This window comes from Actinoplanes xinjiangensis (genome assembly GCF_003148685.1).
GTDB classification, from domain to species: Bacteria; Actinomycetota; Actinomycetes; order Mycobacteriales; family Micromonosporaceae; genus Actinoplanes; species Actinoplanes xinjiangensis.
This window is the reverse complement of sequence record NZ_QGGR01000004.1, coordinates 312,297-330,674: the sequence shown is the minus strand read 5'-3', so window position 1 is coordinate 330,674 and position 18,378 is coordinate 312,297. Positions and strand designations below refer to the sequence as shown.

10 protein-coding genes are annotated in these 18,378 nt (G+C 73.1%); 6 read left to right on the top strand and 4 right to left on the bottom strand.

Features of this window, described 5'->3' with window-relative positions:
• Positions 1-151 precede the first annotated feature (151 nt).
• Both BC793_RS11270 and BC793_RS49530 read right to left on the bottom strand, forming a co-directional pair.
• Positions 152-3,313 carry a helix-turn-helix transcriptional regulator gene (locus BC793_RS11270; RefSeq protein WP_109592444.1) on the bottom strand — a complete coding sequence of 1,054 codons (3,162 nt, stop codon included), beginning with the start codon at positions 3,311-3,313 and terminating at the stop codon, positions 152-154.
• Positions 3,314-3,354: 41 nt separating this feature from the next.
• Positions 3,355-3,519, bottom strand: a complete 165-nt coding sequence (locus BC793_RS49530) for a hypothetical protein (protein ID WP_158319230.1) — start codon at positions 3,517-3,519, stop codon at positions 3,355-3,357.
• A gap of 137 nt (positions 3,520-3,656) precedes the next feature.
• Between BC793_RS49530 and BC793_RS11265 the strand changes: the two genes are divergently transcribed.
• The 4 genes from BC793_RS11265 to BC793_RS11250 all read left to right on the top strand — a co-directional run bounded on the left by BC793_RS11265 (position 3,657) and on the right by BC793_RS11250 (position 8,480).
• Complete coding sequence (locus tag BC793_RS11265; protein WP_109592011.1) at positions 3,657-4,349, top strand: DUF4191 domain-containing protein; 693 nt, start codon at positions 3,657-3,659, stop codon at positions 4,347-4,349.
• Between the two features lie 311 nt (positions 4,350-4,660).
• Positions 4,661-6,319 carry a right-handed parallel beta-helix repeat-containing protein gene (locus BC793_RS11260; protein WP_109592009.1) on the top strand — a complete coding sequence of 553 codons (1,659 nt, stop codon included), beginning with the start codon at positions 4,661-4,663 and terminating at the stop codon, positions 6,317-6,319.
• A 35-nt stretch (positions 6,320-6,354) separates the two neighbouring features.
• A complete protein-coding gene (locus tag BC793_RS11255) occupies positions 6,355-7,554 on the top strand; it encodes a type VII secretion protein EccE (RefSeq protein WP_109592007.1) in 1,200 nt (399 codons plus the stop codon).
• Positions 7,551-8,480 (top strand): hypothetical protein, encoded by a 930-nt coding sequence (locus tag BC793_RS11250; protein ID WP_203896116.1) that lies wholly within the window; start codon positions 7,551-7,553, stop codon positions 8,478-8,480. Before BC793_RS11255 ends, BC793_RS11250 begins: the two co-directional genes overlap by 4 nt.
• A 3-nt stretch (positions 8,481-8,483) precedes the next feature.
• Here the strand turns inward: BC793_RS11250 and eccCa are convergent, their stop codons facing one another.
• A complete protein-coding gene (eccCa, locus tag BC793_RS11245) occupies positions 8,484-12,431 on the bottom strand; it encodes a type VII secretion protein EccCa (protein ID WP_109592005.1) in 3,948 nt (1,315 codons plus the stop codon).
• A gap of 75 nt (positions 12,432-12,506) precedes the next feature.
• On the opposite strand from eccCa, the gene eccD reads away from it, so the two are divergent.
• Together eccD and eccB are read left to right on the top strand one after the other, a co-directional pair.
• Positions 12,507-13,916: a type VII secretion integral membrane protein EccD gene (gene eccD / locus BC793_RS11240; protein WP_109592003.1), complete on the top strand. Its 1,410-nt coding sequence runs from the start codon at positions 12,507-12,509 to the stop codon at positions 13,914-13,916.
• A gap of 7 nt (positions 13,917-13,923) precedes the next feature.
• Positions 13,924-15,285, top strand: coding sequence for a type VII secretion protein EccB (eccB, locus tag BC793_RS11235; protein ID WP_109592001.1), 1,362 nt, complete (start codon positions 13,924-13,926; stop codon positions 15,283-15,285).
• A gap of 1,365 nt (positions 15,286-16,650) precedes the next feature.
• Here eccB and BC793_RS11230 read toward each other — a convergent pair.
• Positions 16,651-17,748 carry a S8 family serine peptidase gene (locus BC793_RS11230; protein ID WP_109591999.1) on the bottom strand — a complete coding sequence of 366 codons (1,098 nt, stop codon included), beginning with the start codon at positions 17,746-17,748 and terminating at the stop codon, positions 16,651-16,653.
• Between the last annotated feature and the right edge of the window lie 630 nt (positions 17,749-18,378).

Genomic DNA, 18,378 nt, shown 5'->3' with positions numbered 1-18,378 from the left:
GACCCCAATATCGGACCCCCGGCCGCCGCCATTAGCCTTTCCACCCGCCGCCTGGCCCACCGCCCGAGCCGTCGGACAGGGCTCCCCGCCCACGAGACAACCAGCCGCGCGCGAGCCATGCCCGTGACCAGATGGCGCCGGGCGATGGACTTCAGATGTCGAGGTACCCGAGGCGATGCGCCACTGCGGCAGCTTCGACCCGGTTGGTGACCTCCAGCTTGGCGATGATCCGGGAGACGTGGACGCTCGCCGTTTTCGGGGAGATGAACAGGCGCTCGGCGATGCGGCCGTTGCTGTGGCCTTCGGCAACCAGACGGAGGACCTCGCGTTCCCGGGCGGTCAGGAGATCGGTGCCCGCGGTGGCGGACGCGGCGTTCCGGATGCCCAGTCGGCGGGCCAGGACGTCGGTGGCCTCGCGGAGCGGACGGGCTGCGAGGGTGTTCGCGATCGCGGCGGCCTCGGCGAGTGCGGCGGTCGCGGCCGACCGGTCGGCGGCTGATGCCTCGGCGAGATCGAGGAGCGCGCCGGCCACCTGGTAGGGCTGCCCGTCGGCCCGCCATGCCTCGACCGCCGCCCGCCAACGGTCGGCGCCGCCGTCCAGAATGGCGGCCACCTGCGCGGCATAGGCACGCTCGGCGGGATACCGCTGGGGCAGCCGATCAGCGACCGCGCGGATCGCCCCCGCCCGGGCGGCGGGTGTCGCGGAGACCGAAACGCCCCCGGCCGCAGGCGTCGAGGAAAGCGGCCCACCGTCGACCACAGAGGCCGAAGAAAGCAGACCACCCCGGACAGCAGACACCAAAAGCGGCACGCCCCCGACCGGAGACACCGAAGACGGCTCGCCCCCGACTACAGACACCGAAGAAAGCGGATCACCCCGGACAGCAGACACCGAAGACGGCTCGCCCCCGACCCCGGAGATCGAAGGAAGCGACCCGCCTCCCACCGCAGACACCGAAGAAGACGGACCACTCCGCACCGACGAAGACGGCGCGGGCCCGGCCGCGGGTGTCGAGGCGGGTGGGAGGGTCCGAGCGGCGGCCGCCAGAGCCGGCCAGCTGTAGCGGGGGCGTTGGGTGAGGGCGGCGTCGTGCAGGGCGGCGTCGGCCGCGGCGCCGGCGGTGGTGGTGTCGCCCGCGGCGAGGGCGGCGACGATGCGCAGCTCCAGCAGGGAGATGCGGGCCTCGTGGGTCAGGAACGGTTTCGCCAGGAACGTGACCGCCTGCGCGACGACCGGGGCGGCACCGTCGTGGCCGCGGGCCAGGCGCAGGCGGGCGCGGAGGCGGAGGCCGGGGAGGGCCAGGGTGCCGGGTGGGTCGTGGCGGGCGGCCTGGGCCAGGAGGGTGTCGGCCTCGTCCCAGCGGCGCAGGGCCATCAGCGCCTCGGCATGGTTGGCCAGCAGGTAGACGCCGGTGGTGCGGCTGACGCCGACGCGGTCGGCCAGCGGGACGCCCTCGGCGGCGGCTGCGGCGGAGGCGGCGTAGTCGCCCAGTTCGAAGAGGGCGTCGGAGAGGTTGACCAGGGCCGCGGCCAGGTTGGGGACGTCGCCGGAGGCACGGCTACGGTCGACGGAGCGGCGCATCGTGGGCACGCTCTCGGCGGCGGGGAGACGGCCGCTGCACACCTTGCTGTACGTGATCTCGGCGGCCACCTGGGCGGCCTCGTCACCCAGCTCGGCGGCGGCGGTGAGCACCATCTGGGCGATCCGGTCGGCTTCGGGACCGTCGACGGCGGACAGGACGTGGACGACGTCGCTGAACAGTTTGAGCCAGGTGTGGTCGCGGGGCACGGCGCTGAGCAGGCGGCAGGCCTCGCGGGCCTCGGCGGCGCCGTCGCTCTTGCCGGCGTTGCGCAGCAGTTTGGCGCGGCGGATCAGCAGGCGGGCGGCGCGGACCGGCTGGGCCTCGAAGTCGAGGTCGGCGAGGGTGACCCGGGTGAGGGTGAGGGCGCGCATGTGCTCGCCGGAGTCGATGGCGGCGAGTGCGGCCTCCTCCAGCAGGTCGAGGTGGCCGACGCCGACCAGGGGCGCCGGGTCGGGCACCTGGTCCCACAGCTCGAGCATGCGGTCGAGGAGGCGGGCCCGCTCGGCGAACGCGTAACGGCAGCCGGCGGCGTCGGCGGCCCGGTGGGCGGCGACCAGGGCGCGGGCGTGGTCGCGGGCGGAGAACCAGTGGTGGGCGATCTCGGCGGGGGCACGGTCGGCCTCGACGAGGTGCGGCTCGGTCTCGATGGCCTGCGCGTAGCGGGCGTGCAGGCGGGCCCGCTCACCGGGCAGCAGGTCGTCGTGGACGGCCTCGCGGACCAGGGCGTGCCGGAACTCGTAGCCGCCGTGCGGGTCGGTGACGATCAGCTGGGCGGCGACGGCGGCGCGCAGCGCGGACTCCAGGGTGGTCTCGTCGACGCCGGCGACCCGGGTGAGCAGCTCGTGGCCGAAGCGGATGCCGCCGACCGCGGCGACGCGCAGCACCCGCTGGGCCGGGTCGGGCAGCTGGTCGGCGCGGGAGAGCAGCAGGTCGCGCAGGGTGTCGGGGATGTCGCCGCAGCGGGGGTCGGCGGAGGCGGCGAACTGCTCGATGAAGAACGGGATGCCCTGGGCCCGCCGGCTGATCGCGTCGACGGTGGGCGGGTCGGGCTCGGCGCCGAGAAGGTGGCCGAGCAACTCGGCGGTGCCGTCGCGGTCGAGCCGGTCGAGGTCGTGCCGTTGGACGCCGCGGACCCGCTCCAGCTCGGCCAGGAACGGGCGCAGCGGGTGGCCGCGGTGCAGCTCGTCGGTGCGGTAGGTGGCGATCAGCAGCAGCCGGGGCACACGGGCCGAGCGGACCAGGAAGGCGATCAGGTCGCGGGTGGACCGGTCGGCCCAGTGCAGGTCCTCGACGATCAGGACGACCGGGCGCTCCTCACCGAGCCGGGCGAAGAGCGAGCCGACCAGCTCGAACAGGTGGCCACGGCGGGTCTCGCCGGGCTCCGGTGTCGGGCCCAGCTCGGGCAGCAGCCGGGCGAACTCGGCCTCCCGCCCGCCGAGGACGGCCCGCCCCTCGCGGCGGCACAACTCGCGCAGTGCGGCCGCGAACGGCGCGAACGGCAGGCCCTCCTCGCCCAGCTCCAGGCACTGGCCGAGGAGGACACGGGCGTCGAGGCCACGGCAGAACTCCTCGACGAGGCGGGTCTTGCCGACGCCGGCCTCGCCCCCGATCAGCACGGTGGCCGGCTCGTCGCCGTGCGCGCGTTTGAGGGCCTCGCGCAGCGCGGCGAGGTCGGGATCGCGCCCGACCATGACCGTGCTGTGCACGCTCCCCGTCATGAGGTCGAGCATGCCACGCGTGTACGACAGGATCTCCGACCCGATCGTGTCGCTCACGATGCGAGAGGGCGCGGCCTGACCCGGAAGAGCCGGCGGCGCGGTGGCCGGTCGGCCTTCTCCGGATGGGCGACACGGTGGGCCGACGCGTCCTGGAGCATGCCGTCGATCCGGAAACGGGCGAGCTGGAAGTGGGTGCCGGGGTCGCTGAAAGGAATCATGAGGACGACTCTTCGCCCGCAGCCGGCCCCCGGGCATGGGGCCGCCGCCTCATCTCTCGCGCCGGTCCCTCCTTACACACGGCCGCCGAGGTCCCCGGGACGCCGTAAGGTACCTGAGCCCCACTACACTTCCGGGCATGGCAAAACCCCAGGAGAAGGTGTCGTTCGGCGAGCGCCTGAAGCAGATCGGCCAGGTGTTCTCGTTCACCGCCAAGCAGGACAAGTGGTTCGTCCCGCTGGTCGTCGCCGCGATCGCGATCCCGATCGCGATCACCGTGACGGTCGTGCTCCTGACCGGTGGCTGGCTGTGGATTCCGGTCGGCATCCTGTTCACGCTGCTGGCCGTGCTGATCGTGCTCAACCTGCGTTCCAACACCGCGATGATGAACGTGGCGGAGGGCCAGCCCGGCGCCGCCGCCTCGCTGATGGAGAACATGCGCGGCGACTGGCGGGTGCGCCCGGCCGCGAGCTCCACCACGCAGTTCGACATGGTGCACGTGGTGGTCGGCAAGCCCGGTGTGATCCTGCTGGCCGAGGGTGACCCGCAGCGGGTGCGGAGCCTGCTCAGCCAGGAGAAGAAGCGGCTGGTCAAGGTGATCGGCAACGCGCCGATCTACGACTTCGTGATCGGCCCCGACGAGGGTCAGCTGTCGATCCGCAAGCTGCGCTCGACGATGCTGCGCCTGCCGAAGAACCTGACCGGCAAGGACGTCAACTCGCTGGACAAGCGGCTCGGCGCGCTGATGTCGCGGCCGCAGATGCCCAAGGGCGCGATCCCCAAGAACATGCGGCCGAGCAAGGGCGCGTTCCGCCAGCAGCGTCCGCGCTGATCAAAGACCTTCATGGGGTACGGGGTGAGGCCGCCCCGCACAACGATGCCCGTCCCGCTGGGACGGGCATCGGCGTTTTCTCCGCCCGTTCGCGGTGCGGCCTGCCGTTGTCCGCCCGGGGCGTGCATGTGTGGCCGTACCGGATGAGCCGGGGTGAAGAGGGACCCCGGAAGAGGGTGACCGGGCCGGATTCATCGACAGGGGCCTCCATGATCGGTCCGGGGCGATAGCCTCGGGTCTACGCCGCTCTCCGGCGGTCCACGCCGGACAGTGACGCCGACCTGCACCCTGGGCACGAAGGAGTTCCGCTCGTGGTCAGCACCCTGGCGGTTCCGGGCACCTATCCGACGCTGCGCGACGCTCTCGAGGTGGCGCCGGACGGGGCCGTCGTCACGCTGGCCCCGGGCACCTACCGGGAGCGCATCGACCTGGCCGGCCGGCGTCTGGCGGTGCGTGCGTCCGGTGATCCCGGTTCGGCGGTGGTGGACGCGTCCGGTCTGGACGGTCCGGCGCTGACGGTCGCGTCCGGCGACGTGGAGGTGGACGGGCTGGCGCTGGTGTCGGACGACTATCCGGCGGTGGCGATCGGTGGCGGGCGGGTGCGGTTGCGGCGCTGTGAGCTGTCCGCGGGTTACGGCGCGGGCCTGCAGGCCGAGGGTGGCGCGACGGTCGACGCCACGGAGGTCCGGGTGGTCGCCGGCCAGCACGGTCTCGTCTTCTCCGACGCCGGCGGCACGGTGGATTCGTGTGAGATCCGCGGCGTCTCGGACGACGGCGTGATCGTCCGGCTCGGCGCGGATCCGGTGATCCGCGGCACCCGGATCAGCGATTGCGGCCATCGGGGTGTCTACGTCTACCAGTCGGGGCGCCCGCTGATCGAGCGCTGTGACGTGTCCGGTACAGGCGGCGCGGGCATCGTGGCCGCCTATGCGAGCGCGCCGCGGATCGTCGAGACGTGGGTGCATCAGACCTCCGGTCCGGGCATCGTGATCGGCGCCGGCTGTACGGCGGTGGTCGAGCGGTGCCGGGTGGAGGAGACCGCCGACCCACCGGTGCAGGTCGATCCGCGCGCCGAGGCGACGGTGACGCTGAGCGACGCCGGCGGGCTGCCGCAGGCCGGGCTGCTGGCGGCCGGTGCCGCGCAGGACGCCGCCGAGGTGGAACGGCTGCTCACCGAGTTGGACTCGATGATCGGGCTGGGCGGGGTGAAGGACGAGGTCCGGTCCCTGATCGACGAGATCCAGGTGAACGAGTGGCGGCGCAGTGCGGGCCTGTCGGTCGGCGCGGTCAGCCATCATCTGATCTTCACGGGGGCCCCGGGGACGGGGAAGACGACGGTCGCCCGGATCTACGGACAGTTGCTGAAGGCGCTGGGTGTGCTGCCGAACGGGCAGTTTCGCGAGGTGTCCCGGCGGGACCTGGTCGGGCAGTACATCGGGCACACCGCGGAGAAGACGACGTCGGTGTTCGAGGAGGCGATGGGCGGGGTGCTGTTCATCGACGAGGCGTACACGCTGGCCCGGGCCGGTGGGGCGGCCGCCGACTTCGGCCAGGAGGCGATCGACACCCTGGTGAAGCTGATGGAGGACCACCGCGATCAGGTCGCGGTGATCGTCGCCGGCTACACCCGGGAGATGTCCGATTTCCTGGACGCGAACTCGGGTCTGGCCTCCCGGTTCGCCAAGACCATGGAGTTCGCGAACTACGGCCCGGACGAGTTGGTGCTGATCGCCGGGCGGATCGCCCGGCACGACGACTACGTGTTCGCCGACGGGCTGCCGGAGGCGCTGTGGGAGCACTTCGGGCGGCTCGAACGGGATCGCAACTTCGGTAACGCGCGGGAGGCCCGCAAGCTGCTGGAGGGCATGCGCAAGGCGCAGTCGGGACGGCTGCGGGCGATGGGGCGGATGCCCAGCCGGGACGACCTTCGGACACTGATGCTCGCCGATCTGCGGATGGCGACACGCTGAGCGGCAGGGGGTGAGACGTGCACCGTGGTGAAGGAATGACCTACCGGGCAGCGCCGCCGCCCCCGGTCCCGGTCCGTGCGGTGCCCCGGCGCGGGTATCTCGGGTCACTGAGCCTCGCGCAGATCCTGGTCGCCGAGGGCGTGCTGCTCGCGCTGGCCGCGTCCCTGGCCGCCGGCCCGGCGGTGCTGCTGCCGGCCGGTGCGGCCTCCGCGGCGCTGCTGTTCGCCTTCTTCTCCCGCCGGCAGCACCGTTGGTGGCTGGAGCACCGGCAGGTGGCCCGGGACCATCGGCGCCGCCGCGCCGCCCGGATCGACGCGCGGCCCGGTCCGGTGCTGGCCGCCCTGCGCACGGTGGCGCCGGGCCTGACCGTGCAGGACGTGACGGCCTCCGACGGGACGGTCGGCGTGGCCCGGGACGAGGCGGGGTGGTTCAGCGTCGTCATGCTCGACCCGGCCGCCGCGCCGCTGCCGCTGGACGCGCTGCTCGGCATCCTCGCCGGCACCGGCCAGCCCGGCCTGGTGCTGGAGCTGGTCACGCACACGGTGCCGGCGCCCAGCCCGGACGTGCCGGCGGCCTCGCCGTCCGGTGCCTCCTACCGGCAGTTGACCGAGGCGACCGGCGCCGGGCCGGTCCCGTCCTACCGCGAGTCGTCGGTCAGCATCCGGGTCGACGCGCAGGCGCTCGCCGAGGCACTGCTCGATCACACCGCCGACCCGGAGGCCGCCGCCACGCTCGTCGCCGGTCTGGCCCGCAAGATGGTGACCAGCCTGCGGCGGCTCGGCGTGACCGGGCGGGCCCTCGACACGGAGCGGCTGCTGGCGTTGCTGGCCCGCTCCTGCGACGTGGAGCCGTGGGCGCTCGCCGACGGGCCCGGCGTGGACGAGGCGTGGACCCACTGGCGGTCGGCGCGGCTGGTGCACCGGACGTACTGGCTGCACACCTGGCCGGCGTCGGCAACCGAGATCGGGTCGCTGTTCGCGTGGGCGTCGACCGCCCCGGCCGCACAGACGAGTGTGGCGCTGGTGCTCGGCGCCTCCGCTCCCCACACGGGCGCCGACGACGTCCCGGTGCGGGCGTTCATCCGGCTGGCGACCCGGCCCGACGCGGACCTGCGGGCGCTGGACCGGGTGCTGGTCGAGGGTGTCCGGCGGGCCGGTGGCGAGTTGCAGCCGCTCGACGGGGAGCAGGGGCCGGCGGCGTACGCGACGGCACCGACCGGGGGTGGCGCCGGATGAGCCATCCGATGCCGTACCCGGAGGAACGCGCCGTCCAGGAGCAGGCACCGGCACCGCAGCCGGCCCCGCCACCGCCCGCCGTCGCCCGGGCCGCCGTGCCGATCGCCCGGACCCCGGTGGCGCCCGCGGTCACGTCCGCCCCGCTGGCCACGCCGTCCCCGCTCACCCACCCGCCGGACCAGCCGGGCGGCCCGCCGCCGGGGCCGGACGGCGATCGCCCACGGGACCGGACCGGCCCGTCCGGGCAGACGAGCCGGCTGCGGATCGGCTGGCACACCGTGCCGCGGTCCGGGCTGCGCCGGGTGACGGCCCTGCCGTCCCCGTCGGCGGGGCTGCTGCTGGGCCGCGATCAGCAGCAGGTGCCGGTGCCGTTGCGGCTCTTCGCGCCGGAGCCGGTGCGGGTGGCCCTGATCGGCGGGGTGTGGGCGGCCCAGCTGCTGATCTTCCGGGCGTTCTCGGTGGGGGTGCGGGTGGTCGTGGTGACGACCGAGCCGCGGGCGTGGACGGGCTTCGGCGAACGCGCCACCGGGCAGCAGAACCGGCTGACCGTGGTCGCCGGGGAGGCCGGTGGGCCGTACGGCGGGACCGCGCAGACCCCGCTGCTGACCGTCTACGACCTGGGGGTGTCCGGGCCGATGACGAGCCCACCGCTGGGCCCCTGGCACACGCAGCTGACGATCCTGCGGCAACTGGACCGGCCGGGCGTGGCGGCGGTGCAGGAGGCGGGTCTCGTGGTCCTGCAACGGCTCGGCGGCGACGAGGCGGCCCTGGCCTCGGCGGCGCTGCGGCTGCGGCCGCAGAGCGGGCAGCTCCTCCAGTCGATGAACGACGACATGATGGCCCTGATCGGGGACGGCGACGACCGCTATGTGTTCCTGCATCAGACCGGTGTCGAGCAGCAGTATGTGGGCCCGCCCCGCCGGTAGGCGTCACCGGGCCGGCGGGGACCAGGCGAGCTGAACCAGCCGGGCACCGTGCTTCCGGGTGATCAACCAGGCGCGGCCGGGCGGCAGCGGCTGCGGCTTGAGGTTGCCGAAGAGCGGGCCCTCCTCCCGCTGCCCGGACATCATGATCCCCGGCGACGCCAGCTCCCGGATCCGGCCGATCACCGGGTCGAACAGGGCCCGGCCGGCGCCGCCGATCCGCCGGGTGATCACCACGTGCAGGCCGATGTCGCGGGCCTGCGGCAGGAACTCCAGCAGCGGGGTGAGCGGGTTCGGATTGGCCGACGCGATCAGGTCGAAGTCGTCGACCAGCACGTACAGCTCGGGGCCCTTCCACCAGCTGCGGTTCCTGAGCATCTCCGGGGTGACGTCGGGGCCGGGCAGCCGCTCCCGCATCGCCACCGCCACCTGATTGATCAGATCGGCGGTGACCTGGTGCGACGTGCCGTACCCGATGGTCTTCTCCGGCGGGACGCAGCCGAGCAGGCTGCGCCGCAGGTCCACCAGCAGCAGCCGCGCCTCGGACGGGCTGTGCGCGGCCGCGATCGAGCGGGCCAGGCTGCGCAGGAACGAACTCTTGCCGCTCTCCACGTCACCGAAGAGCAGCGCGTGCGGCTCGGCGTCGAAGTCCAGCGCGACCGGTTGCAGGTCGGCCTCGGCGATACCGACCGGCACCAGACCGCCGCGGGCCGCGGGCAGGGCCTCGAACGGCAGCTCGGCCGGCAGCAGTCGGACCCGGGGGGCGGGGGCCGCCGTCCACTGCTCGGCGACGCTGCGGACCAGTTCGGCGACCGCCTCGGCGAGGTCTTCGGCGCGCTGCTCCCGGTCGATCCGGGGCAGCGCGGCGAGGAAGTGGAAACCGTCGGGGGTGAGACCGCGGCCGGGTGCGCCCTCGGGCACGTTGACCGCCTCCCGCCGGTTGATCACCGAGTCGGCGGCCTCACCGAGACGCAGCTCGATCCGGGTGCCGAAGACGTCCCGGATCTGCGGGCGCACGTCCATCCACCGGTTCGTGGCGGCCAGCACGTGGATGCCGAAGCCGAGACCCCGGTTGGCCAGCTCGTGCACGGTCGTCTCGAGGTCCTCGAATTCGGTGCGCAACGTCGCCCAGCCGTCGACGACCAGGAACACGTCACCGAACGCGTCGTCGGCGAACCGGCCCTGCGAACGGGCCCGCCGGTACGCCGCCGCGCCCTCCACGTTCTCGGTGGCGAACAGTTCCTCCCGGGCCCGCATCAGCCCGTGCAGCTCGGCGATGGTGCGCCGCACCTTGTCGACGTCGCGCCGGGTGGCCACCCCGCCGACGTGCGGCAGGTCGGCCAGCGCGCTGAGCGGACCGCCACCGAAGTCGAGCCCGTAGAACTGCGCCTCCCGCGGGGTGTGCGTCAGTGCCAGGCTGACCACGAGGGTACGCAGCAGGTTCGACTTGCCGGACTGGGACGCCCCGACGATCATCACGTTGCCGGCCGCGCCGGAGAGATCCAGCCACATCGGATCGCGCCGCTGGTCGTACGGCTTGTCGATGATCCCGCCGAGCGCGTGCAACGCCCCGTACCGGTCCTCGGCGTCGACGGTCAGCCCCCGCTCCGGGACGGTGATCGCGGGCGGCAGCATCTGCCCCAGCGTGGACGCCTTGTCCAGCGGCGGCAGCCACACCTCGTGGGCGGGCGCGCCCTTGCCCTCCATCTGCCGGACCAGTACCTCGATCAGGGTGTCCCCGACCGTGGTCTCCTCCACCGGCGCGGCGTCCTCCTCCGACGTGGTGAGCAGCGGAGCCACATAGAACGTGGAGAAGTCCCGGACCGGGTTCCCTCCGCGGCTGCCGGCGCCGGGCAGGTCACCGTTCTGCCGGACCGCCCCGGAGACGTACGCCGCCTTCAACCGGATCAGCCCCTCGGTGCCGGTCCGCAGATAGCCGTGCCCCGGTGACCGGGGCAGCTCGTACGCGTCCGGCACACCGAGCACGGCCCGGCTCTCCATCGACGAGAACGTCCGCAGGCCGATCCGGTACGACAGGTGCGACTCCAGCCCGCGCAGCCGCCCCTCCTCGAGTTTCTGCGAGGCCAGCAGCAGATGGATGCCGAGGGACCGCCCGACCCGTCCGATCTGGACGAACATGTCGATGAAGTCCGGGCGGGCGCTGAGCAGCTCGGAGAACTCGTCGACGATGAAGAGCAGGCTGGGCAGCGGAGCCAACGGCACCCCCGCCGACCGGGCCCGCTCGTAGTCGCGCTGGGACGCGTAGTTGCCGGCCTTGCGCAGCAGCTCCTGCCGCCGGGTCAGCTCGCCCTGGATGGCGCCGAGCATCCGGTCCACCAGGGGCAGCTCGTCCTCCAGGTTGGTGATCATCGCGGCGGTGTGCGGCAGCCGGTCCAGGGAGGCGAACGTGGCGCCGCCCTTGAAGTCGACCAGCAGCAGGTTGAGGATCTCCGGGCTGTGGGTCATGGCCAGCGCCAGTACCAGCGTGCGCAGCAGTTCCGACTTGCCGGAGCCGGTCGCGCCGACGAGCAGGCCGTGCGGGCCCATGCCGTCCTGCGCGGACTCCTTGAGGTCCAGCTCGACCGGGCGGCCGTCGGCACCGACCCCGATCGGCACCCGCAGCCGGTCCCGGTTCGGCCGGCTCGCCCACAGTTCGTTCAGATCGATCCCGTACGGATCGTCCTGCTCCAGCAGGTCGGCCAGCCCGGTGTCCTGCGAGATGGCCGGCGCATCCGCCTGGGAGGCCGCGGAGAGCCGCAGCGGCGCCAGCTCCCGGGCCAGCACCTCGGCCTCGGGCAGGCTCAGCACGTCGGCCCGGCCCACCTCGGTGGGACCGTCCATCGTGGTGCCGGTGACCGCGCCGTCGGCGGCGATCTCCAGCACCACCGAGCTGTCGTCGAGCAGCCGGGGCGGGGGCACCGACAGGTCGACGATGGTGACACCGGCGACGCCGCCCTCGGTCATCAGATGGTCGGAACCGGCCGTCGACCCACCGTCGATGATCACCATGACGTGCGGGCCGCCGCCGGGCGCACCGGCCGGGTCGAACCGGGACCGGTTGACCAGCACGTCGTCGAGCATCGCCTCCAGCGCGGGCACGCTCGGCGCGACCAGGCGCACCGGCCCGACCGCGTCGGTCTTGCCCGGGTGCTGGGTGTGCGGCAGCCACTTCACCCACTCCCACCGGGCGCGCTCGTGGTCCGGCACGCAGACGCCGATGCGCAGGTCGTCGGGGGCGTGGAAGGTGACCATCTGGGCGAGCAGGGCGCGGGTGAAGTCGTGTGCCGGGCGGCCGGCGCCCCGCACGTAGATGTGCGAGAAGTCGCGCAGCGCCACCGACACCGGCAGGTCCGGCACCACCGAGTAGGTGTTCAGGAAGCGGCGCAGCGCCATCGTGCACAGGGGCTCCAGATCGTCGACCGGGCGGGTCTGCGGCGGGACGAGCCGGGTGGCCACCTCCTGCGGGCCGACCGCGATCCGGACCACGGTGAAGTCGGCGTCACCACGGCGGCGCTCCCACAGGCGACCGCTGTCGGTGAACGTCCACAGCGTCTCCGGGTCGGGGTTGCGGTAGTAGAGCGCCTCCCGCTGCTGCCGGATCGTGTTGCGCACCTGGGCCCGCAGCTGGGACAGATGCCGCAGATACTGCCGGCGGGCCTCGATCATCTCGCGTTTGCCGGGGCCGGAGGTGTTGGTCAGCATCATCGCGAACATGCCGAGGATGGACACCCCGTACATCGCACCGGCCACGTAGGTGATCGGGCCGCCCCGCTGCGCGCCCATCATCAGGCCCATGGCCGCGGCGCCCGCACCCATCGGCAGGATCATCAGCATCCGGCTCCAGCCCTTGCCCTGCGGCGGCGGGATCTCCGGCGGCGGATCGAGCGGGACCTCGCCGGACGGCATCACGGGCGCGGGCCGGCGCGGTGGCCGCTTGATGATCGTTACTGTCACTCTGGGCTCCCCGCGTGTGACGTAGCGACATCATCCTATCCGTCATCGGTGGGCGATCCTGCTACGTTGTCCACTGTGAGCGCACCCGCAGCAAGCGGGCCCTCCCTGGCCCGGGTGACCATCGCGGCGCCGACCCGCCGCCTCGATCTCGCCCTGCCCGACAACATGCTCGTCGCCGAGTTGCTGCCGCATCTGCTGCGGCACGCCGAGGGCGCCCTGGGCGAACCGTCCGAGCGTTACGGCGGCTGGGTGCTGCGCCGGGCCACCGGCACCACCCTGGAACCCGGCCGCAATCTGGCCTCGCAGGGTGTGCGCGACGGCGAGTTGCTGCACCTGGACCCGGCCCGGGAGGACTGGCCCGAGCTGGCGTACGACGACGTCGTCGAGGTGATCGCCAGCGGTTCCCGGCGGGCCGGCCGCACGTGGAGCCCGGCCGCCACCCGGCACTGCGGCCTCGCCGTCACCGCCGGAGCCCTGCTGCTCGGTCTGGCCGGGCTGGCCGCCACCGGCCCCGGCTGGGTGCTGCCCGGCGTGATCGCGCTCGTCGTCTCCCTGGCGTGCGCGGTGCTCGGCATCCTGCTGTCGCGGGCGTTCAAGGACGCGAGCGCGGGCGGGGTGGTCGCGGCGAGCGGTCTGCCGTACGCGTTCTTCGGCGGCGCCTGGCTGCTCACCGAACCCGGCGGCGGTTTCCTCGACGTCGGTGCCGCCGGGCTGGTCCTCGGCTCGTCCGCGCTGCTGGTGATCAGTGTGCTCGGGCATGCCGGGGTGGCCGGGCCGACCCGGTTCTTCGTGGCGGGGATGGCGGCCGCCCTGACCGGCCTGCTCGCGGCGACCCTGGCATTGGCCGGGGTGTCCGCCGACGGCGCCGCCGCGGTGGCCCTGACCACGGTGATCGGCCTGCTTCCGGCCTATCCGGTGCTGGCCGGCGGGATCGGCCGGCTGCCCTTCCCGGACCTGCCGAACCGGGCCGAGGAGATCCTCCAGGACCAGCAGATGCCGCGCCGGGCGGACGTGTTCGCGGCCGTGGTGCGCGCGTCCGAGGTGCTGACCGGGTTCATCCTGTCCGCGGCGGTGTGCAGCATCGCGGCGATGACCTGGCTGGCCCTGTCCGGGCCGGGCACGGCGGCCGTACTCCTGATGATCGCGGCGATCGTCGCCCTCCTGCTGCGGGCCCGTCTGCTGCCGACCCCGCAGCAGCGGGTGCCGCTGCTGACCGCAGGCCTGCTCGGCCTGGCCGGTCTGGGCGTCGGGCCGGTCGTCACCGGCGCCGTCTCCGGGGTGGTCCTGGTCGTGCTGGCCGCCGTGGTCACCGCGGTGGCCCTGCCGTCCGCGCTGATCTACAGCCGCAAGGCGCCGTCGCCCTACCTGGGGCGTGCCGGCGACATCCTCGACATCATCGCGATCATGGCGCTGATTCCGCTGGCCTGCGCGGTGGCCGGCGTCTTCGACGGCATCCGGGGCCTGTTCGCCTCGATCGGCGGGTGAACCGGGGATGATCTCCCGCCGCGATCAGTTGCAGTCGTACCAGTTCATGAACCAGCGGGTGATCTCGGCGTTCGTGATGCGGGAGACCGACCCGGCCCAGTCCCCGCTGCGCCGCGGCATCGGCGCCCTGTTCGGCGGCCTGATGGTGGCGGTCCTGGTGGCCGCCGGGTTCGGCATCTACGGCCTGCTCACCCGTACCGGCGCCGGCCAGTGGCAGCAGGACGGCTCGGTCGTCGTCGAGCGGGAGACCGGCGCCAGCTTCGTCTACCTGCGCGGCCGCCTCAACCCGGCACTCAACTTCACCTCGGCGAAACTGGCGTCCGGCCGCCCCAACCCACCGGTCTTCCGGATCGCCGCGAAATCCCTGGCCGGCACCCCCCGCGGCGTCACCATCGGCATCGCCGGCGCTCCCGCCTCGCTGCCCGAACCGGCCCGCCAGGCCGGACTCCCGTGGGCGATCTGCGCGATCCCCGGCGACCGCCCCACGTCGATCCTGCTGGTCGGGGCCACCGGCCCGGCCGGCACCCCGCTCGGCGACCGGGCGCTGCTGGTCACCGACGACACCGCCACCCACCTGATCTGGCAGGGCCGCAAACACCGCATCCCGGAACGCACCACGGTCGTCGCCCTCTTCGGCAACCAGGCACCCACCCGCATCGGCACCGCCTGGCTCAACGCCCTCCCGTCCGGCACCGACATCGCCCCGATCACCGTCGACGACCTCGGCGACGCGTCCGAGGCGGCCCCCGGCTTCGACATCGGCGACATCCTGGTCACCGACACCGGCAGCGGCCGCCAGTTCAACCTGATCCTCGACGACGGCCGCGCCCCGATCACCTCGGTGCAGCAGGTCGTCCTCAGCGCCTCGGCGGACTTCGGCGAACCCCGCAAGATCGCCGTCGACCAGCTCACCGACATCCCCGAGAGCCGCGCCCCGAACACCGGCGACGCGAACGTCCGCGGCCCCGACCAGGTCCCCCGCCTGGCCGCCGTGGCCGCCGACGAATCCGCCTGCGCCGTCACCCGCGACGCCGCCAAGCCACCCGACCTCACCGTCGGCGGCCCGGCCTCGGCCTACGACGCCGCCATCCCCACCAGCGGCACCGCCGGCTCCGGCCGCCTCCTCGCCGACCGCATCCAGGTCGGCGGCGGCCGGTTCGCCCTCGTCCGCGTACCCGGTTCCGGCAGCTTCGCCCTGGTCACCGACGTGGGCCTGCGCCACCCCATCCCGAACCCCGACGCTCTCGCCCGCCTCGGCTACACCCCCGCACTGGCCGCCGAGATCCCCACCGCCCTGATCAACGCCATCCCGCCGGGCGTCACCCTGGACCCGGCCGCCGCCGGCCTCCCCGCCGCCAACCCCAACTGAAACCCCTCATCCGGTACGAACCACCCCTCCCCGACCACACCACCCCGCCCCACCTGCTCCCGCGCCGGGCAGGCGCCCCCTCCCGCCCCACACCCCCCCCGCCGGGCTGCGATCCCGCCCCCACCACCCCACCCGAACCCAACCCAAATCCCGCACCCCAGCCAAGCCAGGTAGAGACCCTCCACATGGCCGAGATCCTCCGCATGGCCGACCGTTTGAACGGCCGAGACCATCCGGCATGGCAAAGACTGTCGGCATTGCGGAGGTTGTCTGGCCTGGCCGAGACCGTTCGGCAGATTAGAGAGCGTCCGGTTAGATAAGGATCGTCCGGCATTGTAGAGATAGTCCGACGTGACCGAGTCCGTCGGCATTGCGGAGGTCGTCTGGCCTGGTCGAGACCGTTCGGCAAGCCTGCGACCGTCCGGTTCGACAAGGATCATTCAGCACTGTAGGTATCGTCCGGCATGGGCGAGGTCGTCCGGCCTTGCGAAATAGCCGGGCGCGATGGCCGTGATCGGGCGCAGTGGAGATCGTTCTCCTTGGTGGGGATGCCCGTCCCCCCAGAGTTGCCCCCTGGCAGCCAGCCCACGAACGGCCACCCACAAGGCGCGCCCTCACACCCTTGAGCCGCGGTGAGAACCAGGCCGAACGGTCGGGCAGATCACCCGCCTTCCCCGAGCGTGAAGCTGTAGTCAGCGACGGAAGCACACACAGCCTGATCGTGTGCGCCGACCATCGCCATACCGACGACCCGCGTCCACACAGGTCAGACCGTGGACTCTCATCACCGTGATAGCGACGATGTAGGCACACGATCGGCGATCGTGTGCTGTGGTCTCCACGACCACGACCACGACCACGAGTCCGATCGGCACAAGGCAGAACCGTCAACGCATGCGGGCGGATGCTTCGTGCAGGCACCATTCGCAAGATCATCCGCCGAAAGCAGAGGCCAGATAGCGGCAAATGGCGCCATGTCGACGACGGGGTCTCCGGCCGGTAGATCTCGGCTGGTCGTGGCCGCTGTCTCAGCGTCCTTGAGACAGCGGCCACGACCAACCAGACAAGATCTTGACCCGTCGCGCGGACGCGAGCTGACGTCTCCGGCGGATGGTGCTGCACCTCGCTCACCGAGCAGCAGCACCATCGGAGCGGGCACTGCACCCACGCAGCAGAACCGCACGAAGGACAACAGCACCCGAACAGCAGGATCGCACGGAAGCCAGCGGCGCCCGGGCAACGGAACCGCATGAGAGGCAGCGGCGCCCCGGGCGATGGGGCGGCGGAGGCACGGCAGGCGGGACGGTGGGTGGATCAGTGGCTGGCGGGTCACCGCTCGGAGGGGGCTGACGGCGGGACGTGGGTTTACTTCCGGGGTCGGGGTGGGGTGTCTAGGAGCATGACGGGAGGGCCGGGTTCGAGGGGCTCGGCTGGGGTCGGCAGGTCGGGGGGCAGACCGGGACGCCAGGTTCGGCGGCGGCTTCGGCGGAACGCGGCGGCGGTCAGGAGCAGCGCGGTGACCAGGACGGCGGCTACGACGGCGGTGTTGACGGCGATGGCACGGCGGCGCAGTTCAGGGGTGTTGTCGGGGACGGGGGCCGGTTCGAGGGCGGGGAGGCGGCGGGCGTCGGTGTCGACCACCCGGGCGGTCAGGGCCGCGTAGGGGTTGACCACTCCGGCGCCGAAGGCGGGCCCGGCGGGAGCGGGACTCGCGGTCGCGATCAGGCGGCGGGTCACCTCGGCGGGTGGCAGGTCGCGGTCACCGGCCCGGAGCAGGGCGGCGGCGGCTCCGACGAAACCGGCGGCGATCGCGGTGCCGTCGGCCTCGACCACGCCGCGCCCGGTTTGGAGAGTGGGCACTGCGACGCCGGGGGCGACCAGGTCTACGTACTCCCCGAACTGGGATTTCGACCAGATCTGGCCGGTCTGGTCGATGGCGCCGACGCCGATTACGCCGGGATAGGAAGCGGGGTACGGGTCGGGGTTGCCGTCGTCCCGGGAGCCCAGGTCACCGGCGGCGGCCACGATGACGACGTCCTGAGCGAGGGCTGTTTCGACGGCCGATGCGAGGGTGGGGTCGTCCTGGTAGACCGGCGCGGCCACGACCACCACGTCGGCATCGTTCTCGACGGCGGTGAGGATGCCGCGGGCGAGGGTGCCGGCGGTGGGTTCGGAGCCGGCCGGGTCGTCGGGCATCACCCGTATCGGCAGGATCGTGGCGCCCGGTGCGAGGCCGGCGGCGTCGCCCTCCCCGCCGTCCGGCCGGCCGCTGACGGTGCCGGCCACCTGGGTGCCGGTTCCGGTGCAGTCCTGATCGGCACCGCCCGCGTTGTCGACGGTGTCGGCTCCGGTCAGCACCCGGTCGCCGAGCTGCGGCTGCCCACTGTCGACACCGGTGGAGAGCACCGCGACCCGGGTAGGCCCACGGTCCGCCAGCGCCCGGATCGCGTCGGCCTGCAACATGACGCGAGCCCACGACCCGTTGACCCGATCCTGCCCCGGCTGCGCACAGTTCTGCCCCGGCGCAACGAGACGGGACACGACAAGGCCCGACGCCCCGAGACCCGACGCGTCGAGACGGGATGCCACGAGACCCGACGCGTCACGACCGGCCCCCACGAGACCGGGAACCGTGAGACCGGACGCCACAAGACCGGACGCCACAAGACCCGACGCCACAAGACCGGACGCCACGACACCGGGCACCGCGTGAGCCGATGCGGCCCGAACCGGTGCAACGGGACCGGACACCACCAGACGCGGCGGCTCCGGAGGCGGCGCTGCGAGGCCCGCCGCCGCGCGGGCCGGTGAAGCCATGACCGGGGTCGCCGGCGGGGAGAGGGCGGCGGCCGGCGGGAAGGGGGCGGCGGCCGGCCGGGCCGCGACGGGGGTCAGGGTGGCGGCGGAAAAGGTGAGGATGATCGAGAGCAGCGGCCGGGCCGAAAGAAGCGTCGCGGTTCTCATGGCATGAATCCTCCGCCATCGGTACGGGCATTCACCCACCCGGAAGATCTTGTTTACGAACAGCCTCGTGCACCTTCTGAAATTCGCGCGAAAATGCCGATGATCGGCCGCCGGTGGATTTCCGGCGGC

Excerpts from the sequence above, each read along its gene's own strand:
- BC793_RS11255 (WP_109592007.1), top strand. The coding sequence starts at position 6,355 with ATGACCTACCGGGCAGCGCCGCCGCCCCCGGTCCCGGTCCGTGCGGTG.
- BC793_RS11270 (WP_109592444.1), bottom strand. The coding sequence starts at position 3,313 with ATGCTCGACCTCATGACGGGGAGCGTGCACAGCACGGTCATGGTCGGG.
- eccB (WP_109592001.1), top strand. The coding sequence starts at position 13,924 with ATGATCTCCCGCCGCGATCAGTTGCAGTCGTACCAGTTCATGAACCAG.
- BC793_RS11230 (WP_109591999.1), bottom strand. The coding sequence starts at position 17,748 with ATGTTGCAGGCCGACGCGATCCGGGCGCTGGCGGACCGTGGGCCTACC.
- BC793_RS49530 (WP_158319230.1), bottom strand. The coding sequence starts at position 3,519 with ATGATTCCTTTCAGCGACCCCGGCACCCACTTCCAGCTCGCCCGTTTC.
- BC793_RS11250 (WP_203896116.1), top strand. The coding sequence starts at position 7,551 with ATGAGCCATCCGATGCCGTACCCGGAGGAACGCGCCGTCCAGGAGCAG.
- BC793_RS11265 (WP_109592011.1), top strand. The coding sequence starts at position 3,657 with ATGGCAAAACCCCAGGAGAAGGTGTCGTTCGGCGAGCGCCTGAAGCAG.